Below are 23,621 nucleotides of genomic sequence, written 5' to 3' on the forward strand. Positions count from 1 at the left end.
CATCACACAACGCTCAGGAGTTTAGCCATGTTGGAGCTTTCAGCAGGTTTGGAATCAGCCCACAGCCTCCCCATCCCGTTCGCGGACGAGCCGTACAACCATCTGAAAACATTCGGTGAAATCATGTCCAGTCAATCCCTGCGCAGGCTGGATGCGGGGCAGCACCTGTTCCATCAGGGGGACAGTGACCGCAATATCTACAAGATCGAATCGGGCCTCGTGCGCCTCTATCGTGTCCTGAGCGATGGGCGGCGCCAGATCATCTCACTGAGATTTGCCGGCGATATATTGGGCTTCGAATCCGCGGCGATGCGTGACTGCAGCGCCGAGGCGGTCACGTCGGTGAGGCTGCGCAGCCTGGATCAGACCAGCGCCTACCGGCGCCTGCGCGATGAACCGGCGCTGGCACCGGAGCTGGTCAGCCTCCTGTCGCAGGAGCTCGAAAATGCGAGAGGTCAGATTGCTGTCCTCAACCGTCGCTCGGCAATTGAAAAGCTATCGGCCTTCATCCTCGAATTGCACCGCCGGCAGGGTGAGTCCGACAGTGTCGAAATCCCCTTGAGCCGGAGCGATATCGCGGACTTCCTCGGGCTGACAATCGAAACGGTCAGCCGGAACCTGACCAAGCTGCGCACCAGGCGGATCATACAGCTTCCGCAGATCCACAGGTTGCTGATCCTTGATCTCGATGGCCTCGAGGCCCTGGCCGCCGGCGAATGTGAGAACTGGTAAGGGCGGCCCATGAATGAAAGAGTCCATAGGCGTTTCGCGGTCGCAGTCGTAGCCAATCTCGAGGATGCGCTGACGATCACCCGGCACCTTATCCAGAGCGACCTCGAGCCGCAGGTCATTTCCGTCATCGCCCAGGAAGCAAACTTCGCCGGCGAGCGGCGCCATGCCTTTGAGCTGGCGCGGATCGTGAGCCGAAGCGCACAAACACCCAGACTGATGATCGATTCGAGCCGCATCGTCGCGCTGGCATGCGATTCCGACGCAATGCCAAAAGTGATCGCCCGCAATGCGGACGCCTTTGGAAAGATGCTGCTGCAATGGCTGCCTCTCGATCATGCCGAGCGCCTGACCAAAGCCCTCGCCCGCGGCGAGTTCCTGCTCCTTGCCGAACTGCACAGCATGGTAGAGGAGCGCATCGCAATGCGCACCATGCTGCGCAACTGCAGCGGATCCGTCGAGGTGCATGACTTCGATCCGACTGCGGAGGAGCTCCGGCTATGATCGCAAGAGAGCTGATGACGAGGGATCCTGTATCGATCTCACCCCAGGCATCCGTCCTCGAGGCGGCCGAGACGATGTTACGCCATCGGATCAGCGGTCTCCCGGTCGTCGATTCGTCCGGGGCACTGGTGGGCATGGTCACGGGAAGTGACCTCATGCGGCGAGCTGAGATCGCGACCGGATTGCGGCGCAGCGGATTCTCCGAGTTCCAGGCAGGTGAAGAACGGCTGGCGGCCGATTACGTCCGCGCTCATGGCAAGCGCGTGCAGCATGTCATGACAGGAGCGCCCTTCGTGGTTCCGGAAAGTGCCTCCCTTGAGGCAATTGTCGACATCATGGATCGGCACAATGTGAAGCGCGTGCCGGTCGTCGACGGCCGGAAGCTCGTGGGAATTGTCAGCCGTACAGACCTGCTGCGTGCCCTGGTGGAGGCCGTGCGGCATGCCCCGAGCGAGTCTTGCGGTGATCGTGAAATAAAGCAGCGGCTGCTGTCCATCTACACGCTCGAATCATGGGCACCGCTGGCGAATATCGATGTGTCCGTGAAAGACGGCAATGTCGAGATCACTGGGACCATCAGCAGCGAAGCTCAGCGCGCGGCATTGATTGCGGCGGCGGAGTCCATCCCTGGCGTGAATTGCGTGACCGACAAGCTGGTCAAGACACAGATATCCTCAGCCAGATCGCCGTTTTAACCGTATCCGATCCCAGGATCATCAGAAGGCCATGACTGCGCGGACTTCCATTGCTCACGCTGCGGCCGGCACAAGCGCGAATATCAACCGGCCACACCGCCTGACCGCCATCTTGCTGATGGCCGCCATCTCCGGCCTCGCCATCGGCCTCCTGTTCAAGCGATGGGACAATGCTCCGGCGGCGGCCGCAAGCTGGGCCCTGACCACCCTGCCGGTACTGCTGTCATTGCTTGTGCAGATCGCGCAGAGCCTGAAGCGGGGAGACGTCGGCCTCGACATTGTCGCCGCTCTGTCGATGTCGGTTGCCCTGCTCCTGGGCGAGGAACTCGCCGCGAATGTCGTCGCCATAATGTATTCCGGCGGCCAATTCCTCGAAAGTTTCGCCGACCGGCGTGCCGGGCGCGAAATGACGGCACTGCTGGCGCGTGTGCCGCGCATGGCCATTCGGCAATCCGGCCACGGACTTGAGGAAGTGGCGGTCGGACAGCTCGCTCCCGGTGATCTGATCGTGGTGCGAAGCGGCGAAGTCCTGCCTGTCGATGGCGTGGCCCAGAACGATGCCATACTCGACTATTCAAGCCTGACCGGGGAAGCCCTGCCGGTCAGATGTCAAAAGGGCGCCGACGTATTGAGCGGGGCGAGCAATATCGGCCAGACCTTCACTCTGGTCGCCCGGCGCAACGCCGATCAGAGCACCTACTCGGGCATCGTGCGTCTTGTCGAGCGTGCCCGGCTGTCGAAAGCGCCCATGACCCGCCTGGCGGATCGCTATGCGATGATCTTCCTGGGCTGTACCGTCGCCCTGGCCGGCGCGGCATGGGCTCTTGCGGGTGATGCCAGCCGCGGCCTCAGTGTCCTGGTGGTGGCAACACCTTGTCCTCTCATACTCGCGGTGCCGGTGGCTGTCATTTCCGGCCTTTCGCGAGCGGCAAGGGCCGGAGTGCTGGTGAAGGGCGGTGCCATTCTCGAGACGATGGCAACCATACGCACCATCGTGCTCGACAAGACCGGCACACTGACGGGCGGCACGCCCAGGCTCGCTTTCGCCCATGTCACCCCGCCACTTTCCGAGAACGAGGCATTGCGCCTGGCCGCTTCCCTCGATCAGGCCTCGACGCATCCGATCGCCAGGGCGCTCGTGGCCGAAGCGAAGTCCCGGCGGCTGGCGCTTGCCTTTCCCCGCCGTGTCGTCGAGACTCCGGGCGAAGGCCTGCATGGGCAAGTCGAAGGCAGGACCATGGCCGTAGGCGGCCTCGGCTATATAAGGGCGCATGCCCGGATGAACCGCCAGCTGCTCGCACTCGAGACTGGCACGCCGGGAATGGTCCTCGCAGCCCTGGCGATCAGCGGCAAGGTTGCGGCCCTGTTCGGCCTGGCGGACAGGCTTCGCGACGGCGTTTCGCCACTGCTCGATGCCATGCGTCGCATGGGCATCCGCCGCATCATTCTCGCCAGTGGCGACCGTCAGGATGTCGCCGAAGCGGTTGCCCGGGATCTGCCGATCGATCTCGTCAGAGGTGGTCTCGATCCCAATGCCAAGGTGACGATCGTCAATGCCGAGGCAAAGCAAGCGCCGGTCATGATGGTCGGAGACGGCATCAACGACGCGCCGGCCCTGGCGGCGGCGAATGTAGGGGTCGCGATGGGAGCGACCGGCGCGGCAGCTTCATCGGAAACCGCCGATGTCGTGATTGTTCAGGATCGCCTTGATGCGCTTCTCCCCGCACTTGAAATTGCGCGGCGCACGCGCACCATCGCCCTGCAGAGCGTCGTGGCCGGCCTCGCCTTGTCGGGAGCCGGCATGATCGGCGCGGCTTTCGGCTATCTGCCCCCTGTCAACGGCGCGATATTCCAGGAGATCATCGACGTGCTGGTCATCCTGAACGCGCTTCGCGTGCTGAGATAGCCTATCATGAGCACCTATCGTCTCGACAAGCTGTTTCGTCCCCGATCCGTCGCGGTGGTGGGGGCCAGTCCGAAGCCGCGATCGCTGGGAAGGGCGGTCCTCGCCAATCTGAAATCAGCCGGCTTCAGGGGCCGGATCCACGTCATAAATCCGAACTATCCGGTTATCGAGGGTATGGCGACCGCCTCGTCGCTGACATCGCTCGGGGAGCTTCCCGACCTGATCGTGGTGACCGCTCCCGCGGCAGCCGTTCCACAGATCATCGGAAAGGCGGGCGAGGCCGGAGTGCCTGCGGCCATCGTCATATCGGCCGGACTGGGCCATGGAGAGGGTTCATTCGCCGGTGAGGCTCTGAAGGCCGCACGTCGGCATGGACTGAGAATACTCGGGCCCAATGGCCTCGGTCTGCTGGTCCCGCCGATCGGGCTCAATGCCAGCTTCGCCGCCCGGCCGGCAAGGTCAGGGAATCTCGCGCTCGTCTCGCAGTCAGGCGCCATCGCCGCAGCCCTGGTCGAGTGGAGCGCCCGGCGGTCCATCGGATTTTCCGCCGTCGCGTCGATCGGTGACGCCCTCGACATAGATTTCGCCGACCTTCTCGATCACTTCGCCCTGGATCCGCAAACCCGGGCCATCCTTCTCTATGTCGAAGCGATAACCAATTCCTCGAAGTTTCTCTCCGCCGCGCGCGCGGCGGCGCGCGTCAAGCCGGTGATCGTCATGAAGGCGGGACGACACCGTCAGGCCTCCATCGCCGCGGCGACACATACGGGCGCGCTTGCCGGCAGCGATGCCGTCTACGATGCGGCTTTCCGCCGTGCGGGCCTGCTCCGGGTGGCCGATCTCGACGAGTTCTTCGTCGCGGCTGAAGGGCTGGGAAGACTGCGGCCGTTTCCGGGCCGCAGACTCGCCATTCTCACCAATGGCGGCGGCCTCGGCGTGCTCGCCACCGATCGGCTGATCGATCTCGGCGGCACGCTTGCGGACATATCGCCGACGGCCGCGGAAAGCCTCGGCCGCATTTTGCCTGAAGGCTGGTCGCATTCAAATCCGGTGGACATCGTCGGGGATGCCGATGCCCACCGCTATGCGGGGGCGCTGCAGGCATTGCTCGACGACGATGGCAACGATGCGGTTCTCGTCCTGAATGTTGAGACGGCGCTTGCGTCATCCGAAGCTTCGGCGGCGCAGGTTGCCCAGGTCATAGACGCGCATCGGACAAGAAAAAGCGCCGGCAAGCCCGTCTTCACCAGTTGGATCGCCGACGACCCCGCTTCGGCCGGGACATTCGAAGCCGGAAACATTCCGCATTTTGCGAGCGAAGCGAAAGCCGTTCAGGGTTTCATGCATTTCGTGCGTTATCGCGAGGCACAGGAGGCCCTGATGGCGAGCCCGCCACAGGCTCTCGAAGACTTCGAACCCGACAGGAAGTCGGCGCATGAGATCATCAAGACGGCTCTTTCCGAGGGCCGCTCCTGGCTGGCCCCCCTTGAAGTGACGAGCCTGCTCACATCCTACGGCATTCCAATGGTGGAAGCGGTCTTCGCCGCCAATCCGGATGAAGCGGCACGCGGCGCATCTCCTCTCCTCGAGAGGCATCCTGCGGTCGTTGCGAAAATCCTCTCACGTGACATCATCCACAAGTCCGATATCGGCGGAGTCCGGCTCAACCTCAAGACACCGCGAGAGGTCCGTGAAGCTACCGCAGAAATCATGGCGGCTGCGAAGGCGGCGATGCCGGATGCGAATATTGACGGCGTCACGCTTCATCCGATGATCACACGCCTGCAGGCACGCGAGCTCATTGCCGGAATCGCCGATGATCAGACCTTTGGACCGATCATCATGTTTGGCGCCGGCGGCATATCCGTCGAGGTGACGAATGACAAAGCCCTGGCGCTGCCGCCGCTGGATTTGGCCATGGCCCGCGAACTCATGTCCAGGACGCGAGTGTTTCGCCTCCTGGGACCATACCGCAATGTCGGTGCGGCAAAAGTCGACGCTGTCGCCGGCATTCTGACCAGGCTTTCCCAGCTCTCCGCGGACTTCCCCGAGATCCGTGAGGTGGACCTGAACCCGCTGCTTGCCGACGCCGATGGCGCCGTCGTCCTCGATGCCCGCATTGCCATAGCCCGGTTCCGGCCGGAAGAGTTTCGCGCCGCACCCAATACGCGCTTTGCGATAAGGCCCTATCCATGGCAATGGGAACAGCAGGAAACCCTGCGGGGCGGCGAGAAGCTGCTCATGCGCCCGATCAGGCCCGAGGACGAGCCGGCTCTGCTGTCATTTCTCGAACGGATAGACCAAGAAGACATTCGCCTCAGATTCTTCTCGCCCATGCGGCACTTCAGCCATCAGTTCATTGCACGGCTCACCCAGCCCGACTATGGCCGCACAATAGCGTTCCTGGCTTTGGACCATGACTCGGGTGAGGTGCTCGGCGTGGTGAGGCTTCACGCCGACCCCGACCACAAGGCGGCGGAGTTCGCCATTCTCGTAAGATCCGACTTCAAGGGCCGCGGCCTGGGAACGCGCTTGATGAATCTCGCGATCCGCTATGGCCGGACCGAAGGATATGGCGCCATTACCGGGCAGGTCCTCCCGGAGAACCAGGCAATGCTTCGGCTGTGCCGGGAGCTTGGCTTCGTGATCGCAGGTCCGGGTCAGGAGAGAGCCTGCGATGTGAGCCTCATATTGGCTGCCGATCCTGCCGCGCGGGCGGCAATTGATCCAGGTCATGGCCGGGAACCCGCCATGCCGTAAGAGGATTGACCAACTGAAACAACCGGCCATGTGCCATGGAACCCAGGCTTCCCGACGTGTCGCAGAAAGAGGTGCTGGACTATCTCGGCACCGCCGATGCTCATGGCCTCGCGAACCCGCCCGTGAGGATCGACACGCACTGTTCGGTAATCTTCCTTGCCGGCGAGAACGGTTACAAGGTCAAACGCGCCGTCAAGCTGCCTTTCCTCGACTACTCCTCTCTTGAGAAGAGAAAGTACTTCTGCGAGCGCGAATTCGCCGTAAACCACGGCTTCGCGCCCAGTCTCTACAAGGGTGTGGTGGCGATCAGAAGGGGGGCGGAAGGATTGCGTCTCTCTGGCCCCGGCACGGTGGTCGAGTGGGCCGTTCATATGCGCAGATTCGATGAGAATCTCACATTGGACCGGTTGGCGGATGCGGGAAAGCTCGATCCGCAGGTCATTCGCGACCTCGCCACCGTCGTCTGCGAAGCGCATGCCGCGGCCAAGGTGGTGAGGAACGGGCATGCGACCGAGGCTCTGGAGGATGTCGTCCACGAGACGATCAACGAGCTCCTCCAGGCGGCCCACATCTTCCCGCACGAGAATGTCGAGGAGTTCAGCCGGGCGGTGCGGATGGCTTTACGAGAGATCCGCGGCCTCCTGGTGATCCGGGAGGCCACCGGCCATGTGCGGCGCTGCCATGGTGACCTGCATCTACGCAATATCGTGCTGCTCGATGGCAAGGCGACACTTTTCGACGCCATCGAGTTCGACGAATCTATGGCGACGACCGACGTCCTCTATGATCTCGCCTTCCTTCTGATGGATCTGTGGCACAGGAACCTCAGGAGCGAGGCGAACGCCATCCTGAACCGCTATTTGTGGCGCACCGGTGATATAATGGAGGAGGCGGAGGGCCTCTCTGCTCTTCCATTGTTCCTGGGCCTCAGGGCGGCGATCAGAGCGAAGGTAGCGGCATTGAATGCAGCCCGAAAGGCAACCGCCAAGCACGCCGTTGCCGATGCTCGGCTCTATTTCGAGACGGCGCGGGAATTCCTGCAGCCGCATCGCCCGACACTGATCGCCGTTGGCGGCCGCTCGGGCACCGGCAAGAGCACACTCGCTGGAGCGCTGGCGCCGTCCATTGGCCGTCCGCCGGGGGCAATCCATCTCAGAAGCGACATCGAGCGCAAGCGCCAGTTCAATGCGCCAGAGACGGATCGCCTCCCTTCCTCCGCCTACCGGCCGGACGTGTCCAACCGCATTTACGAGATGCTTGACCGGCAGGCTGAATCCGCCTTGCGCGCCGGCCAGAGCGTGGTGATCGATGCCACTTTCCTGAATGAGTTCGAGGCGAGCGCCGTGGCCGAGATCGCCACACGCGCCAAAGTCGAATTCCGGGGGATCTGGCTTGAAGCCCCGACCGGCCTCCTGATGCGCCGTCTGTTCAACCGTTCCAACGATGCCTCGGATGCGACAGCCGAGGTTCTCCGCCGGCAGCCGGTTGCCGAAGCGCCACCTGGCTGGACCAGCCTGGACGCTGCCAAGACGCCAGCGGAAATCCAATGCGCCGCCATGCATTGCCTGGGGATCAGGCCGCCCTTCGCGAACAGGCTGGCGAGTTGAAAGCTTGACCTCGGTCAAAGATCGTCCGGCATTCCTCACTATTCTCAGCGCCGGGTCTTTCGACCGAGGAGACGTGCAATGTCCTACAAGACGATCCTTGTCAGCCTGAATGATCTTGGCCGCAACCAGGCCGTGCTGGAGAGCGCCGCCGGGATGGCCCGGGCGTTCGATGCCCATCTGCAGGGCATCTATGTCATCCCCGCCATCGAAGTCTGTGCTGGCATCGGCTTCGAGCCGATCATCTTCGAAGGCAATCGGGAATTGTTCGCGAATTCGGAGAAATCTGTCCGTGCGGAATTCGACAAGGCCAGGCTCGACAATGGCATTCGTGGCGACATCACCGTCATCGATTCGACCAGTCCCGACATTACCGGCCGCGTGATCGACTGCGCCCGCCGGGCCGATATCGCCATCGTCAGCCAGCCGCCCGATGAAACCAGCCTGTCGGTCGTCGGACGCAGCTTCGTCGAACGAATCCTGCTGTCGACCGGGCGGCCCACACTTGTCCTGCCCAGAAACGGCAGAACGAGCCTGGCTGCCGACCTTGTCGTCATGGGCTGGAGCGGCACGCGCGAAGCGACGCGCGCCGCATTCGACAGTGTGCCGCTGCTGCAGAGGGCCAAGAAGGTCGAGATCGTTTGGGTGGATCCGGAAAAGGAATACCCGCATCCAGGCAGCTCGCCCGGCAGCGAACTTGCCGCCGCCTTGTCGCGCCACGGCGTCAATGCCGAGATCGAACCTGTCTCGACGGGCGGGAGGGAGGCAGGTGAGACACTGCTGACCGTGGTCGCCGACAGCGCGGCCGAGCTTCTGGTCATGGGCGCCTACGGCCATTCCCGTCTGAGCGAGATGGTTCTGGGCGGCGCGACCAAGTCCGTCCTCAAGGGCATGAAATGCCCCGTGTTCTTTTCCCACTAGCGCAGCGGTCCTGGAAGCATGGCCATCGCCCGAAATGATCCTGTACAGGATACGATAGAGATCCGGGTCGACGACGTTGTCCAGCTCTTTGATACACTCGACCCATATCCCTTCCCGGAAAGGGATCTGAACCGGGATGCCGAGGAATTCATAGTTGGATGGGCCCGCGAACTGGCACCGCACCGGCCGATCACGATCGCGATTCACTATCCGGACACGACCCGTCAAAGGAGCGCCTTCGAGGCGCTCAAGCAGGCGATGGCGAAATATTTCACGGCGCGGGCGCAATCTGCTCAAAGGGATCTGAATGAGCTGTTTCGTGTCGGGCGTTATTCGCTGGCCGTCGGCGTCGCGACGCTCCTGGGCTGTTTGCTGGTCGCCCAGCTGACGGCGCGTTTCTTCGAAAATCCTCCCCTGGACCGGCTGATCCAGGAAAGCTTCCTGATCCTGGGCTGGGTCGCGAACTGGCGTCCGCTCGAGATATTCCTCTATGAATGGTGGCCGATGGTTCGGAAGCGCAATCTCTATCGCCGGCTTGCCGGGGCCAGAATTGAAGAGTGCCGCTACGATCCGGAAGCAAGCGAGCGAACCTTCGCCCTTGCGCATCGGTCAGAAGTGCTCGCCTGAGCGGAACGGCCCTACCCGTGTCGATGCGGCGACCAGATAGGCTGTCGACCAGCCAATGACCAGGAATCCGTTGACCGCCTCCAATGCGGAAAGGAGGCGCCACCTCTCGGGCGGCAATACATCGCCGAATCCAAGAGTTGAAAACGTCACAGTCGAGAAATAGAGCCCTGTCTCGAGGTCATTGAAGGCGCCGACCAAAAGGTAGCATATGGCCCAAAGCCACACTTCGACGGTCAGAACGGTGAACAGCCCCAGCACCACCGTCACGATCGCCACGACACGGCTCCTGCGGCCATGCATCCGGAAACGGCCGACGAGCCACGTCATGGCGTGGGTAATGCCGATCAGGCCCGCGGTGTGGATCAGGATGGTCGTCAGGATGACAGCCGTTCCGACGGCGAGGTTAAACAGCATTGTGCGCCATGTCCTTTAGAGCCCCTGACGCGGCCTGCGGATCCTCAGCGTGCTCCTGCGACAGCAGACGACATGGCGGCTGCTTCCCGCTGCAATCCCTGGCGCCCTCACCGCGCGATCGTCACCGTGCAATGCGCGCGCCGCGCCACGTCGGCTGCGACAGACCCAAGCACAAGCCGCGATACCAGGCCTTTGTCCCCAGTTCCGACGACGATGTGATCGATCTTCTTCTCATCGGCATATTGCACGATGCCGGAATCCGCTTCGCGGCTGAGAATCACGGCTTCATGCACATCACTGAGGCCAGCCAAACGCGCCCTTTCGGCCGCGCGGCCGGTGATCCGCCTGGCCTCCGCTTCATCATAGGAGTAAAGCACCGGTCCCCTTGCGCCGCCCATCGCCACATTCACCACGACAATCGTCAGTTCCGCCTTGTTCACGATCGCGAGATGAATGGCATAGGCCACCGCAAGCTTCGAATGTTCCGTGTCGTCGGTCGCCACAAGTACATGTCTATCCATGATCAGCTCCCATCAGCAGCAATTTGACAACTAGTGCTCTCATTGCCGGCGCGGGGCTTTGATCCCGGTCAAATGGCTATTGTTCCACAAGCCGCGCGACGACAGCCCTGCCCGGCGGAGGCCGAGGTCGATTTGACAAGGGTCAAATGGGACAGCCGCCTGAAGGCCTAATCTTGGCTGTTGGTTCAACGGACGACCAGGATGCACAGCGAGAAGGTACTTTACGTCCTCGCCGGCGGGGCCGGTGTTCGGTATGTGGAGCGCGTCGGAGGACGGTTCTTCCGGACATTCCGAAGAATAAGGCATCCCGCCATGTCGGCATTTCTGCTGGTCTGTGACGATCCGCGCAAATCGACCGATATGTGTGATCTCCTCGCGTCGGCCATGCAGAATGCGGGCGTGGACAATGACGTCGTCGGGTTCGACAGCCTGATCCTCGTTGCCCCCGCTGCCATTCTCGCGACACTGTTATCTTCTCTGCCCGCCGGCAGCCAGGCGAAAGTCGTCGCCCGTGTCGACAGGGATCTGAGCGGGATTCGTGATCAGGATCTGTCGAGATTCCTGCCGCTGCACCTGATCTGTCGATCATGCTCGGGCTTGATCGCCTGATACCTGTGGCCAGCCATCATGCCCACGACTTTCATCAGAACTTTCCCGTTTCAATGCGAGAACAGAACGGGACATGTCATGCCTTTCAGCACGGACCGGGTTGCTCCTCCCAGGATGAATTCGCGCAATCGGGCGTGACCATAGGCGCCCATGACCATGAGATTGGCTCTGCGAGTCTCGGCGCCTTCAAGCAGGGCCTTCCCGGCTTCACGCGGGCTCTCGAGATCGACGGCGTGCGCGGGTATGCCGTGGCGCAGAAGCGTCTTCTCCAGCTCTTCCCGGCGGGCTTCCAGTCGCGGTTGAAGCTTTGACTCCGCACAAGCATATGCAATCAGGACCTCATCGGCGCGTTGCAGCAGCGGAATGCTGTCGAAGACGGCGCGGGCAGCTTCTCGCGATCCGTTCCAGCCGACCAGTACCCGATCGAGCAGAAGGTCGGTCTGGCCGTTGGCCGGCATGACGAGCGTCGGCCGGCCTGACCCGATGCAGAGCTGCTCGGAGAAATCCGCGCCAAGAGCACGACTGCTGGCAGAACTGGAATGGCCGACAATCACCAGATCCGCCTCCCTAGCCTCTTCCACGACGGTTGCGGCAATATGCGGGTACAGCGCCTCAATGACGCGAAACTCACCCTGACAGCCCGCCTCCAGGACCGTACTCTCGAAGGCGACCCTGACGGTCTTCTCCTGCCGCTTGAAATATTGCTGAAGCTCATCATTCTCCACGGGGAGAACCTGTATCTCGGAGCCAACCTGAAGCTCGATCGCCGGGATGACATAGAGGCCGATCACATGGGCCGCGTCTTTGCGCGCTACGGCGGCGGCGGCACTCAGGACCGAGCGCAGCTGCGATACTTCGTTCAGGCTGGCAAGAATGGTTTTGTAGGCCATGTTTCACCCCTTGAGCTGGCAATTGCACAAGATAGACTCTGTGGCCTCGCGGCCGTTGACTTGGGTCAAACATGACAATCAGGTGCCCTGGGCTTCACGGGAGCTGCCGTGGATCAGCTTTGCTTACCCATCTGCTGCCCAGCTTCACGTATGTCCGCTTGACCGCTGCCCAGGCGATACGGTGCGCCACCTCTTCCTGGCGCGGGTCTCCCGCATGAGCGGCAAAAGCGTGATTGAATGCCGCGCGATAGATGTCTTGCGCATGCTCGGGGAGATTGCGCCTGATGGAGCCTGGAAGATCGGCATTGACCGCATATGGCATCGCAGGCCTCGCTACCGATCGAGCACGAGCCTGATCTCGACGAGATTTGAACGGGCGCGCAAGATATAGAATCCCAAGGCGGTCAGGTGGGAAGGCATCAGCCATCCGGATTCGGCGCCATTCGAGACGATGAAGGGTCTGAGATCGAGCACGCCACGCATCTGACGTTCGGCCGTTCGCCACAGCTCAGTCAGGCCGCGCTGGGCTATGACATCCTGGAAGTCGAGATGAGCGGCCCGCAGAACGCCGGAATAGGCGTAGAGCTGGCCGTAGGCGAACCAGAAACGATCGTCGGCACGGGTATCGAACCAGCCGCTGTCATGCTGCTCCGAACGCTCGCGCAGGATAGCCGAAGTCGCACCTATGTCGTTTGCGACGCGATCGATGAACTGCACGAGATTGTCGGCGCGCGGGTCGAATATTGCCTGACACTTCTCCAGGCGATCGTTGAAGGTGCGCAGATCCCTCATCGCGGACCGGTAGAAACTCGGCGTCGGCGTTTTGGGGCCGAACGGATGGACCCCGAAATACCAGGTGTACTCGTCGAACTGCAGATTGCCGCGGGCATCCTGCAGATTCGGGTCCGGCTGGGACGTGCCACGCACGCGGGCCAGAGTATCGACGAGCTCAATCGTCGTTCGCCTTACCGCCTGGTTTATGCCCCGCTGGAATGCGGCCTTGTTGTCGAAGAACGGCGTTGCGTCCCAGTCGAGCCCGAACAAGCCAATCTTGTAGAGGACCATCGAGGAGACCCAGTCGTTCTGGTTGACATTGAAGTCGATCAGATCGGCGGTGACGTCGACGATGGCGGAACGTCGGCAGGCCTGAATTTCCTGGCCCGTCGTCCCTTCCTTCACGCCGCCGGCGCCGCCCTTTTCAGAGCCGGCGCGAGTGCCGAGCGAGGCATCCGACGATCGCAGGCCGCTGCTGATGGGGTAATCCGGGTTGAAGTTCGTCCAGCGCTGAGTGGCCCAGAAGAAATGGGCGTAAAGCGCAACAAGCACCAGGATCGCGGCTGCAAAGATTCCTATTGCCAGGATTCTCGGCCTCATTATCCTGCTTTGGCCGCCGAGGGGCCTGAGCCAGCGCCTGGCTCCATCCAGGAGTCCTTCAGCCATGCAACAATGCCTTTCCCGACTGCTACCGTAATCGACGCGCAGCCGAACAATCACGAAAATATCGACTTGCGGCGCTCATGAGTTGATCTGCGTCAAGCTGCAACCGGCGCTGAGGCGGCCTGCATTCAGTGCCCATCATTCCCTTTTGACCCTTGTCAATGAGGGCCGGCTCCCCGTGCGACCATGGTTACGTCATGAACAAAGCTTCGACGATCGAGCCCGGGCTGAAGCGCACACTCAGCCTTCCGATGGTGGTCCTCTATGGACTGGGCGTCACCATCGGCGCCGGCATATATGTGCTGATTGGCGAGACGGCCGGGCGCGCGGGAATGTCCGCACCCCTTGCCTTTGTCATCGCCAGTCTGGTCATGGCCTGCCCGGCCGCTTCCTTCGCCGAACTCACGGGCAGGCTGCCATTCGCCGCCGCCGAAGCTCATTTCGTCGATGAAGCCTTTCACATGAACTGGCTGACGCTGGCCGTCGGATTGGCCGTTGCCTCGGTAGGGGTAGTTTCCTCCGCCACCATTGGACTGGGGTCGGCCGGATATATTGCGCAAGTCGTCGATCTCCCGCATGCCGCGATCGTGACCGCCATATTCGTTCTCATGGGGCTGGTGGCGGCCTGGGGCATACGCGAGTCGATCCTGTTCGCAGGCCTCCTGACGCTCATCGAGATCGGCGGCTTGCTTGCCATCCTCGCTGGCGCGGCGGTCAGCGAAGCCGACATCCTTTACAGGCTCGACGAAATTTCAGTGGCATTGGACCGGGCTCATTTGCCCGGACTGGCGGCAGCAAGCCTGATCGCCTTCTTTGCCTTTATCGGGTTTGAAAACATCGATTCGATCGCCGAGGAAACCAAGAACCCGCAGCGGACGATCGGATACGCAATCTTCATCACGCTCGGGCTCAGCACCCTTCTCTATGTGGCGGTCGCGACGGTGGCTGTCCTCGCCATTGACCCTGCGGAACTCGCCTTGACGGAGGCGCCTCTGGCGGCGCTGTTCTCACGTATGACCGGCATGTCGCCCGTGGCGATCACGCTGATTGCGATCGTGGCGACGCTCAATGGCATCATTGTCCAGATCATCATGACTTCGAGAGTCCTCTATGGCCTGGCAAACAAGAAGCAGTTGCCCGCGATCTTCGCTCTTGTCCATTCTGTGACCCGCACGCCGCTCCTTGCCACCGGCATTGCGGCCGGGTCGGCGCTCGTCCTGGCGCTCGCTTTCCCCATCTCGGGCCTCGCGGAATGGACCTCGCGGATTACGCTCGCGATCTTCATCCTGGCTTGTTCCGCCCTGGTCAGGATCAAGCTTCGCGGCACGCCGCCGCCTCCCGGCACCTTCATCGTCCCCTTGTGGGTGCCGGTCCTTGGCGTTCTGTTGTGTGGGGTTTTGTTGGTCGCGGGAGGCTGAGAACCACCGACCGTCAGGAATTTACCAGGAGGATCGGCGCTCCCGCTGCCCGCAACAGCTCACCAGCCCTGACCGAGTCCGCCAAGACGGCGTCGGTGCGGCTCACCACCAACAGACGGGGCCGCAGGCTGCTCAGAACAGCTGCGATCTGTGCGGGTTGCTCCGCTGTCACGCGCGAGAGCTTGTTGATCGGCAAACGTGGTCCGGCCTCTCCTTCCCCTCCACGCGCCACGAGGACAAGGCGCTCTTCAAGCCGCGTCGCCACCCTTGCTGCCATATCGAGAAAGTCATGATCCATGGGATGAAGGACGACGACCGGCCCGCTGCGCCGGCGCAGGAAATCAGGAACGATCAGGTTGGCTCCCGGCATGGCCCTCATCTGCTTGGCGAGCTCCATCTTGGCACGTAGTGTCGTGCTTGCCGTGGTCCCGGTGATCAGGAGGATGTCGTCGTCCTTGACCCGCGCGGCAATAATGCTGGCGGCCTCGCCGTGCTGGATCTCGAATGACCATTGCAGGTGACCTCTTTCCGCCCTCCGTGACAGGGCCCGCCGGCAGGCCTGCGCGCGACCGGCAATGGCCCGGCTGATGGACGCCTTGTCCAGGCCCTGCACGATCTGCCCCTGTGCGCCAATTGCCGACGACGTCGGCAGCTCGCTGATTTGATAGAGCAGTTCTTCCTCAACGAAGAGGCCGGCCAGCTCAACCTCGAGCGCCAGGGCCAAGTCGCCCGCCATGTCGAGATCTTCCGTCCCGGTGCCGGCGCTGCCAAATCCAATGAGCACGCGACGGACCGGCATTATGAGAGCCTGACGATCAGGCGTCGATCTTGTCATCGCCCGTTTTTCCAATTGCCGCGCCGGTGACATAGCGACGGCGCAGTTGGGCATAGGTGCGAAGCTTTTCCTCGATCAAGCCGTTCACGCTGCCGGCCGGAAATGCGCCTTCGCAAGTGCGTTCTCCCGCCGCCCTTCGGGCAAGCAGGGCAATACCCTCGTCCACATGGCGGATGGCGTAGATGCGGAAGCGCCCGTCCGATGCCGCTTTCACGACTTCGCGGCGCAGCATGAGATGCTTTACATTGGAAGCAGGAATGATGACGCCGTGCTGGCCGTTGAGGCCGCGCCCGGCGCAGACGTCGAAGAAACCTTCGATCTTCTCGTTTACGCCTCCGATTGCCTGTATCTCGCCCAACTGATTGATTGACCCGGTCACGGCAAGTGATTGACGCAGAGGGAGGCCGGACAGCGCCGACATCAGCACGAAGAGTTCGGCTGCCGATGCGCTGTCGCCCTCGACACCGCCATAGCTTTGCTCGAAGACCAGGCTTGCCGCCATTGAGATCGGCTCATCAAGAGCATAGCGCGTCGCGAGGAAGCTCGAAAGGATGAGCACGCCTTTCGAATGAATTGGGCCGCCAAGCTCGACCTCACGCTCAATATCGATGACCTTGCCGGTACCCATGCGCACCCTGGCGGTGATGCGCGTCGGCCTGCCGAAACGGAAATCGCCGATCGAAAGCACGGACAGCCCATTGATCTGCCCTATTTTTTCACCTTCGAGATCGACCAGGACGATGCCCCGGGCGACGGCTTCATGTGCTTTTTCGCGGATCCGGTCGGCTCGGCGGGTCTGTTCCGCCACGGCCTTTTCGACATGCTCGCGCGCGCTCGTCGTCGCTCCCGCCTCACCCGCCCAATAGTCGGTCTCGCGTACGAGGTCGGCCAACCGGCTGGTGTGCAGCGACAATCGCTCGCTGTCGTCAGCAATGCGCGAGGCCTCCTCCGACAGTGCCGCCACGGCGCCGGCATCAAAAGGCCTCAGCTTCCAGTCGCGAATGACATTCGCCACGAACCGGGAAAACAGCGCCAGATTTTCAGCGGACCGAACGGTCTCGTCGTCGAACTCGACCTGAACCTTGAAGAGCTTGGGGAAATCCGGATCGAGCCCGGCCAGCAGATGATAAAGCTGCCGGTCGCCGACCAGCACCACCTTGATCGACAGCGGAATCGGTTCGGGCTCAAGAGTCGTCGTGCTCGTGAGACTCATCTGATCCAATGCGGATTCGACCGCTATGACCTCCGTTCGCAAGGCTCGCTTCAGCGCGTCCCAGGCGAAGGGCTGCCGCAGGATGCTCAAGGCATCGATAATGATGTATCCGCCATTCGCCCGGTGCAGGGAGCCCGGCTGGATCAGCGTAAAGTCCGTCAGGAGCGCTCCCATATGGGAGACATGCTCGATACGGCCGATCAGATTGGCCAGGGTCGGGTGCTCTTCGTGAACCACGGGCGCTACACGGGGCGCATCCTTTGAGCAGTCGCCCGATGAGACCATCACATTCACGGCATAACGCCGCAGGCGCGTGTCCCTCGCCGGAATCACCGTCGACGCCGCCGGCTCATCCTCCTGCGTCCCGGTCGGCTTCAAGAATAACTCGACATTCTCCACGAGATCGTGTTCGACCCCCGACAGGAAACTCGTCACCGCTGGAATGTCCTTGAAATGCTCATAGACATCCGCGATCGCAACTTTGATAGCGGACCGCGCCATCTCATTGTTGATCGAGCGAATCTGCTTGCGGCGCTCCTTGTCCATCTGAGGAATCTTTTCGAGAGCGGACCGCAGCTCATCCTGAAGGGCTTCAATCTTCTTGCCGATCTCCTCGCGCCGGTCCCGCGGCAACTTGCGGTAGTCGTCCGGCGTTACGATCTGCCCGTTTTCCTTCGGAGCAAAGGCAAAGCCCATCGGCGTGCGCAGAATGGCGATATCCTGGCTTCCCGCCTTTGTTTCCAGCGCTTCAAGGGCCTTCTCCTGTGCATTCTCGAATGCCTCATCGACCGCGCGACGACGTGATTTGTATTCCTCCGATTCAAACAGGCTTGGAATGGAAATGCCGAGCTCGCCCACCAGTTCTTGCATGTCGTTGCGCAGCAGCTGCGCGCGCCCCGGTGGCAGCCGCAACGCACGGGGGCGGCGACTGTCGTCGAAATTATTCACATAGGCAAAATCGTCAGGCGCTGGCTCGGCACGCGCGCGTTCACACAGGAAGGCGCGAATGGCGCGCTGACCACCGGCGGCGGCAGGCCCGAGCACGAAGCAGTTGTAGCCGGGCTGTCGGATGCCGGTGCCAAATCTGATCGCATGCGCGGCGCGATCCTGGCCGAAGAAGCCGCTTAGCGGCTCAAGCTCCGACGTTGTCGAGAAGCCGAGACAGGCGGGATCGCATTCGACTCGCAGAGCCGTAGGCGGGAGGAGCCGAGGAACCTCAGGCGGCGGGCTTTCCGGCTCGTGCCCGGCATCTCCGATCGTGGCGTCATTTGACATGTCCATTCGCCCAATGATGAATATCAGGCTTCAGTGGCCCAGGCTGTCGATATATGCCGTAATCGCCGCGGCCTGCTCGCCCGTCATCTGGAATTCGGGCATTGCCGGATGTCCGACCACGATTCCTTCCACGAAGGCCTCTTCCAGATCGGATGCTTTGTACATTCGTGCGATGACGCGGAACGGGGGCGCTTCGACGAATGGGCTGTCACCGGTCCGCTCGATGCTATGGCATCGCTGGCAGTTCGCTTCCGCGAGCAATCGGCCCGTATCGATCAGGGAGGTGTCTCCGAATGCCTGTTGAGCTGCCATCGCGAGAAGGAGAAGCGTGGGTATGCCGGCTTTCAGAAGCATGTCTCGTCCCCGGATAGAAACTACATCGCCATTTCCGGCTCGGCCACGCGCTCTTTGGCGGACTCCGGAACCTCGGTCATCGTCGCCTCGGTCAAGAGCAGGACACTTGCGACAGAAACTGCGTTCTCCAACGCAATCCGGACGACCTTCGTCGGGTCGATGATGCCAGCCGCCATCAGGTCGACATATTCCTTGCGGCCCGCGTCGAAGCCAAAACTGCCCTTTCCCTCGATCATCCTGGCGACCACGACACCGCCATCGACCGCGGAGTTCTCGGCAATCTGACGGGCCGGGGCCTCAAGGGCACGCTTCAGGATCTGCACCCCGGTCCGCTCATCCCCCTCGCAGGTCTTTTCTTCCTCGGCGACCTCGGTGATGCATTTCAGCAAGGCAAGACCTCCGCCGGGAACTATACCCTCCGCTACCGCGGCCTTCGTCGCATTTATGGCGTCGTCCAATGCCTCTTTCTTGGACTTCATTTCCGCCTCGGTCGGTGCGCCCGCCCGGACCACCGCCACGCCGCCCGCGAGCTTCGCCAATCGTTCTTTCAGCTTTTCGCGATCATAGTCGCTGGTCGTCTCATCGATCTCGCGACGCAGCTGATCGGCGCGCCCCTTGATGGCGCCCGCGTCTCCGGCGCCACCGATGATTGTCGTCTGGTCCTTACCGACAACCACGCGCTTCGCCCGCCCGAGCTGCTCCACCGTCACATTCTCCAACTTCAGCCCGAGGTCATCGGAAATCACCTGCCCGCCGGTCAGTATGGCAATATCCTGCAATATCGCCTTGCGCCGGTCGCCGAATGCCGGCGCTTTGACCGCGCAATTCCGGAAGGTCCCGCGGACGTGGTTCAGCACCAGCGTCGCCAGCGCCTCGCCGTCCACGTCCTCGGCGATTACGAGGAGCGCCGCACCTGCTTTCGCCGCTGCCTCCAGGAGCTTGATCAGATCGTGAAGCGTCGAAATCTTCCTGTCGACGAGAAGAAGCATGGGGTCTTCCAACACCGCTTCCATCTTTTCGGCGTCGGTGACGAAGTACGGGGACAGGAAGCCGCGGTCGAACTGCATGCCCTCGACGACTTCCATCGTTGTCTCGGTGGTCTTCGATTCCTCGACGGTGATGACGCCTTCCCCACCGACTTTCTCCATGGCCTCACCGACGAGCTTGCCCATCGCCGGATCATTGTGGGCGGAGATCGCGGCGACTTGTTCCTTCTCGAGCCTGGTCTTGACCGGCCGCGAGATATCGCGCAGCGTCTTGGTCGCGCGCAGCAATGCCTTGTCCAGACCCTTCTTTATCTCGATGGCGCTGGCACCGGCGACCACATTGCGCACGCCATCCGCAAATATGGCATGCGCCAGGATCGTCGATGTGCTTGTACCGTCACCGACCATGTCGCCTGTCTTCTCCGCAGCTTGCCGCAGCATGCGGGCGCCGAGATTTTCTTCCGGATCCTTGAGATCGAATTCCTTGGCGATCGTCACGCCGTCATTGCAGACTACCGGTGCGCCCCACTTCTTTTCAATCAGCACGGATTTCGACCGAGGGCCGAGCGTCACACGAACGGCGTCGGCGAGCTGCGTGGCGCCGCGGAGAATCTTCTCTCGGGCGGCCGAACGAAAGAGGACTTGCTTGTGAGTCATGACTCCACCCTCGCGATGCATTCTGCATCGCGATGTTTAGCGAACCCGGATTCGGGACAGGTTGACTCAGATCAAATCCGCCTCGTTTCAGCATTCCCAACGGAGGCTGCCATCCCTGGGCAGATTGATCGAGATCAAAGAAGATTGGACCGAAGGGCATTAATCGTTTCTTCATCCGAGCAAGGAGGACATCATGACCGTAACCAAATTGCCTGTATCGAGAGAAACCAGACTCGGCAAGCCGGAGGTTGCTCCCTGGCATCCGCTGCAGAGCTTGCAACGCGAGATCAACCAGATGTTCGATCAATTCGACCGTGGCTGGCGTCCGGTCTTTCAGCGGTCCATTTTCGACATCGAGCCGTTCACCCGGCTTGAGACGACATCCGCACTGGCTGTCGACATCGTCGACAATGAGAAGTCTTACGAGATCACCGCCGAAGTTCCGGGGATGGCTCCGGACAACCTCGAAGTGAAACTCGTCAATGGCCGGCTGACCATCAAAGGCGAGAAGAAGGAGTTCAAGCAGGAGAAGCATGGCGACACTGAGCTCTCGGAGCGCCGCTACGGATCGTTCGAGCGCAGCTTCCAAATCCCCGAGGGAGTGGATAGCGGCAAGATCGAGGCCAGTCTCAGGGCGGGCGTTCTGACAGTTGTTCTGCCCAAGAGCGCCGAAGCGCAGAAGCCCACCAAAAAGATCGAAGTGAAAGCGGCCTGATCGGCGGCGAACGATCGGACCGCTGACAGCCTGGAGCGCGGGCGAACACCCCCGTTGTCTCGCGCTCCAGGATTGTCAGCTTCCGGAGGCCGACGAAGGCCCGGGGGCTTTCATCAGCAGATAGGAACCGGAACTGAATTCGAATACGAGCGGAGCAAGACCGTCTTGGCCCCGATTTTCCATGATCCTCCGGACCTTCCACCCTGCCAAAGTTACCCTTGAGAAATCATAGTTCAGGGGATCATCCATCAGCTGCAGCCTGTTCGCCAACTCGGCCACGGCATGCCGCGGCCATCGAGTGACGTCAAAGGCCAGGATATCAGGATTCAGGATACTCGAACTCGAGCGCTGGCATGCTCTTGCGCCCGGCTCTTCAAATTTCCGGCACACAGGCGGGACGCCCGCAGGATCGGCATTGCCGAGCCCCGTGCTGTTGCACATCATTCCGGCGGTCACACGTCCATCATCGAAAGATATTGCCAACAGCGCGGTGTTGTAATCTTCGGCATGAACAATGCCTGGCGCCAAAAGCAGAACCACGGCCGATAGCCGGATGAGCATGTTGCCGCGGTTTCGTGTACTATACATAATGTAAGCTTATTCCACGCCCGACCGTGCACTTTGATTTGCATCAAGACCTGCCCCTCCGGAATCGTCGTTTGCCTTGATCTCCGTCAAAGTCGATTACGGAGCAGCGTCTATCGTAATCGGTGATTTGATCTCCCTTAAGGTACCTCATGTCAGTCCGCCCCCAGTCAGGTTACACTGGCTTTCAAATTGCCCTGCACTGGCTCATTGCCGCTCTGGTTCTCCTGCAACTGATTTTTGGAGAGTCGATTGCCGAGGCAATCGACTCCAATGAGAGGGGTACACCCGCATCGCCCCTTGATCAGTTTCTTGCCGACACGCATTATTGGGCGGGGATTGCGATCCTTGCGCTTGTCGCCGCAAGATTGTGGCTGCGAGCCGTCGCTGGCACGCCACCGCCGCCGCAACAGGGATGGATGGCGATGACCGCGAAGCTCAGCCATGGCGCATTCTATGTGCTCCTCATTTTCATGCCCATCTCGGGCCTCCTGGCATTCTACATCGGGGATCCTTATGGCGAGATCCATGAACCAGGGAAGCCGGTCCTGATCGCATTGATAACCCTGCATGTCTGCGCGTCCCTGTATCATCAACTCTGGCTGAAGGACGGAACACTGCGAAGGATGTTCGTTCCCCGCGATTAGGGAAGCAGGATCACCGGCACACTCATCTTCGAGGGGGCGAGGGTCGGTCGCGAGCGAGCATGAAAATGGGAACGGCCCCTTAGCGCGTGACGGGATTGAGACGCGGCCCGGTAAGGATTGCCCAATAGTGGAGGGCAAAGCCGAGAAATGCGCCAGCCCAGGCGAGGCCTGCGACAGGGATCAGCATGGCGGCAAGCTCGGGAACCAGGGATGCGCATATCCGAAGAAGGCCCCCGCCGACAATCATGCCATAAATTACCTGCGTGACCGGCGAGGCGACAAGCGCCCTGCCCGTATGGCCGAGGCTTGCCCGCGACATGATGGCGATCGTCATCGTTCCGATGGCGCCGGCCGTCCAGGCATGGATGCCGGCACCTGGCGGAAATCCCGGCAGGAGCGCGGCTACGCCGACAAGCAGGAGACCGAGCGGGACGAAGGCGTAAGCGACGTGCAGGATAAGAACCAGGCGATCGCGAAGAGTCCTGTCGCCGGCCCAACGAGCGAGGCGAATTGCCTGCATGAGTCCAGCAGCGACAAGCGCCGCACCGGTCGAAGCCGCGTCGGGCATTCCTGTCCAGAGGAGGAGCGCTGCCGCCGTCAGGGCCAGGCAAAGAGCGTCGAACTTTCCGAAGGATGCGGGAAGCCGGCCCGGGTTGACGCGGACAAGCCAGTTGCGCGTGAAGCTCGGCACGACGCGCCCGCCCACAAGACTGACGAGCACGATGGCGGCGGCGATTCCCAGTCTTGTGCCATAGGCGGCCTCGCCAACGCCGTGCGCTTCGACGTGAAAGCTGATATTCCCGGCGGCGAACACCGCGAGGACGGCGAGGATCTTGAGATTATGCCGGCTTGCCCCGGTGATGATCTCCCGCGCCGCGGCGGCAATGACGAGGAGCAGGAACGAGACATCGATCGCCGCGGCGAGGAATGTGCCTAGCCAGGCCGAGGCCGCGATGGCGACACGGCCTGCCAGCCACAAGAGGACGAGCGCAAGAAGCGGCCTGCCCCGAATAGGGAGCCTGCCGGTCCAATTCGGGATAGCGGTCAACAGGAATCCGGTCATTACCGCGGCGAGATACCCGTAGAGCATCTCGTGGATATGCCAGTCGCGCGGTGCGAGCGTTGTCGGCAGGGCGAGACGGCCCTCGAACATCGGCAACCATGCCAGAATGGCGATCCCGGCGAAAAGCGATCCGCAAAGAAAGAAGGGCCTGAAACCATAGGACAGGATCGCCGGCCCAGTATAATTCCGCAGGCGTTGAACAGGAGCCATACCAGATATCCCAAGCCGGTTAGTTTCGGGCCGCCAGCGGGCGGTC

General features: G+C 61.7%; 23 protein-coding genes. 12 read left to right on the top strand and 11 right to left on the bottom strand.

What is annotated here, in order from left to right:
• The first annotated feature begins 27 nt into the window (after window positions 1–27).
• The 8 genes from DT068_RS15600 (at window position 28) to DT068_RS15635 (ending at window position 9,746) form a co-directional block, all read left to right on the top strand.
• Window positions 28–732, top strand: a complete 705-nt coding sequence (locus DT068_RS15600; protein WP_162914222.1) for a helix-turn-helix domain-containing protein — start codon at window positions 28–30, stop codon at window positions 730–732.
• Between the two features lie 9 nt (window positions 733–741).
• Window positions 742–1,233 carry a hypothetical protein gene (locus DT068_RS15605; protein WP_119390793.1) on the top strand — a complete coding sequence of 164 codons (492 nt, stop codon included), beginning with the start codon at window positions 742–744 and terminating at the stop codon, window positions 1,231–1,233.
• Window positions 1,230–1,928, top strand: a complete 699-nt coding sequence (locus tag DT068_RS15610; protein ID WP_119390794.1) for a CBS domain-containing protein — start codon at window positions 1,230–1,232, stop codon at window positions 1,926–1,928. Before DT068_RS15605 ends, DT068_RS15610 begins: the two co-directional genes overlap by 4 nt.
• 31 nt (window positions 1,929–1,959) lie before the next feature.
• Window positions 1,960–3,834 (top strand): heavy metal translocating P-type ATPase, encoded by a 1,875-nt coding sequence (locus DT068_RS15615; RefSeq protein ID WP_119390795.1) that lies wholly within the window; start codon window positions 1,960–1,962, stop codon window positions 3,832–3,834.
• A 6-nt stretch (window positions 3,835–3,840) separates the two neighbouring features.
• Window positions 3,841–6,594, top strand: a complete 2,754-nt coding sequence (locus DT068_RS15620) for a bifunctional acetate--CoA ligase family protein/GNAT family N-acetyltransferase (protein WP_119390796.1) — start codon at window positions 3,841–3,843, stop codon at window positions 6,592–6,594.
• Window positions 6,595–6,629: 35 nt separating this feature from the next.
• Window positions 6,630–8,201, top strand: a complete 1,572-nt coding sequence (locus DT068_RS15625; protein WP_119390797.1) for a bifunctional aminoglycoside phosphotransferase/ATP-binding protein — start codon at window positions 6,630–6,632, stop codon at window positions 8,199–8,201.
• 78 nt (window positions 8,202–8,279) lie between these two features.
• Window positions 8,280–9,119, top strand: a complete 840-nt coding sequence (locus tag DT068_RS15630) for a universal stress protein (RefSeq protein ID WP_119390798.1) — start codon at window positions 8,280–8,282, stop codon at window positions 9,117–9,119.
• A gap of 18 nt (window positions 9,120–9,137) precedes the next feature.
• Window positions 9,138–9,746 carry a hypothetical protein gene (locus tag DT068_RS15635; protein WP_368904755.1) on the top strand — a complete coding sequence of 203 codons (609 nt, stop codon included), beginning with the start codon at window positions 9,138–9,140 and terminating at the stop codon, window positions 9,744–9,746.
• Here the strand turns inward: DT068_RS15635 and DT068_RS15640 are convergent.
• Together DT068_RS15640 and DT068_RS15645 are read right to left on the bottom strand one after the other, a co-directional pair.
• Window positions 9,729–10,160, bottom strand: a complete 432-nt coding sequence (locus DT068_RS15640) for an ion channel (protein WP_119390799.1) — start codon at window positions 10,158–10,160, stop codon at window positions 9,729–9,731. The two genes, DT068_RS15635 and DT068_RS15640, sit on opposite strands and share 18 nt — an antisense overlap.
• 107 nt (window positions 10,161–10,267) lie before the next feature.
• On the bottom strand, window positions 10,268–10,681 hold the full coding sequence (locus tag DT068_RS15645; RefSeq protein ID WP_119390800.1) for a universal stress protein: 414 nt from the start codon (window positions 10,679–10,681) through the stop codon (window positions 10,268–10,270).
• A gap of 312 nt (window positions 10,682–10,993) precedes the next feature.
• On the opposite strand from DT068_RS15645, the gene DT068_RS15650 reads away from it, so the two are divergent.
• Window positions 10,994–11,290: a host attachment protein gene (locus DT068_RS15650; RefSeq protein WP_162914223.1), complete on the top strand. Its 297-nt coding sequence runs from the start codon at window positions 10,994–10,996 to the stop codon at window positions 11,288–11,290.
• Window positions 11,291–11,340: 50 nt separating this feature from the next.
• Here the strand turns inward: DT068_RS15650 and DT068_RS15655 are convergent, their stop codons facing one another.
• From DT068_RS15655 to DT068_RS15665, 3 genes are all read right to left on the bottom strand, one after another.
• Window positions 11,341–12,180, bottom strand: a complete 840-nt coding sequence (locus DT068_RS15655; RefSeq protein ID WP_119390802.1) for a universal stress protein — start codon at window positions 12,178–12,180, stop codon at window positions 11,341–11,343.
• A gap of 94 nt (window positions 12,181–12,274) precedes the next feature.
• Window positions 12,275–12,607, bottom strand: coding sequence for a ChaB family protein (locus DT068_RS15660; protein ID WP_438816439.1), 333 nt, complete (start codon window positions 12,605–12,607; stop codon window positions 12,275–12,277).
• Window positions 12,514–13,620, bottom strand: coding sequence for a DUF2333 family protein (locus tag DT068_RS15665; RefSeq protein WP_119390804.1), 1,107 nt, complete (start codon window positions 13,618–13,620; stop codon window positions 12,514–12,516). Before DT068_RS15665 ends, DT068_RS15660 begins: the two co-directional genes overlap by 94 nt.
• Before the next feature lie 194 nt (window positions 13,621–13,814).
• Between DT068_RS15665 and DT068_RS15670 the strand changes: the two genes are divergently transcribed.
• Window positions 13,815–15,035 (top strand): APC family permease, encoded by a 1,221-nt coding sequence (locus DT068_RS15670; protein WP_119390805.1) that lies wholly within the window; start codon window positions 13,815–13,817, stop codon window positions 15,033–15,035.
• Between the two features lie 13 nt (window positions 15,036–15,048).
• On the opposite strand, the gene DT068_RS15675 is transcribed toward DT068_RS15670, so the two are convergent.
• From DT068_RS15675 to groL, 4 genes are read right to left on the bottom strand one after another with little or no spacing between them, the layout of a single operon-like run.
• Window positions 15,049–15,870, bottom strand: coding sequence for a hypothetical protein (locus DT068_RS15675; protein ID WP_119390806.1), 822 nt, complete (start codon window positions 15,868–15,870; stop codon window positions 15,049–15,051).
• The gene (locus DT068_RS15680) at window positions 15,851–18,358 is read right to left on the bottom strand and encodes a Lon protease family protein (RefSeq protein WP_162914224.1); all 2,508 of its coding nucleotides are present in this window, start codon (window positions 18,356–18,358) and stop codon (window positions 15,851–15,853) included. Before DT068_RS15680 ends, DT068_RS15675 begins: the two co-directional genes overlap by 20 nt.
• Window positions 18,359–18,388: 30 nt before the next feature.
• Window positions 18,389–18,712: a c-type cytochrome gene (locus DT068_RS15685; RefSeq protein WP_368904756.1), complete on the bottom strand. Its 324-nt coding sequence runs from the start codon at window positions 18,710–18,712 to the stop codon at window positions 18,389–18,391.
• A gap of 20 nt (window positions 18,713–18,732) precedes the next feature.
• A complete protein-coding gene (groL, locus tag DT068_RS15690; RefSeq protein ID WP_119390808.1) occupies window positions 18,733–20,355 on the bottom strand; it encodes a chaperonin GroEL in 1,623 nt (540 codons plus the stop codon).
• Window positions 20,356–20,548: 193 nt separating this feature from the next.
• Here groL and DT068_RS15695 point away from each other — a divergent pair, with 193 nt between their 5' ends.
• Complete coding sequence (locus tag DT068_RS15695) at window positions 20,549–21,070, top strand: Hsp20/alpha crystallin family protein (protein ID WP_119390809.1); 522 nt, start codon at window positions 20,549–20,551, stop codon at window positions 21,068–21,070.
• Window positions 21,071–21,145: 75 nt separating this feature from the next.
• Here DT068_RS15695 and DT068_RS15700 read toward each other — a convergent pair whose 3' ends face one another.
• Window positions 21,146–21,610 (bottom strand): hypothetical protein, encoded by a 465-nt coding sequence (locus tag DT068_RS15700; protein ID WP_162914225.1) that lies wholly within the window; start codon window positions 21,608–21,610, stop codon window positions 21,146–21,148.
• A 197-nt stretch (window positions 21,611–21,807) separates the two neighbouring features.
• Here DT068_RS15700 and DT068_RS15705 point away from each other — a divergent pair, with 197 nt between their 5' ends.
• Window positions 21,808–22,302: a cytochrome b gene (locus DT068_RS15705; protein WP_119390811.1), complete on the top strand. Its 495-nt coding sequence runs from the start codon at window positions 21,808–21,810 to the stop codon at window positions 22,300–22,302.
• 79 nt (window positions 22,303–22,381) lie between these two features.
• Here DT068_RS15705 and DT068_RS15710 read toward each other — a convergent pair whose 3' ends face one another.
• On the bottom strand, window positions 22,382–23,575 hold the full coding sequence (locus DT068_RS15710; protein WP_119390812.1) for an NnrS family protein: 1,194 nt from the start codon (window positions 23,573–23,575) through the stop codon (window positions 22,382–22,384).
• Between the last annotated feature and the right edge of the window lie 46 nt (window positions 23,576–23,621).

It is taken from the genome of Taklimakanibacter lacteus (genome assembly GCA_003576695.1).
In the GTDB taxonomy this organism is placed as follows: domain Bacteria; phylum Pseudomonadota; class Alphaproteobacteria; order Rhizobiales; family Aestuariivirgaceae; genus Taklimakanibacter; species Taklimakanibacter lacteus.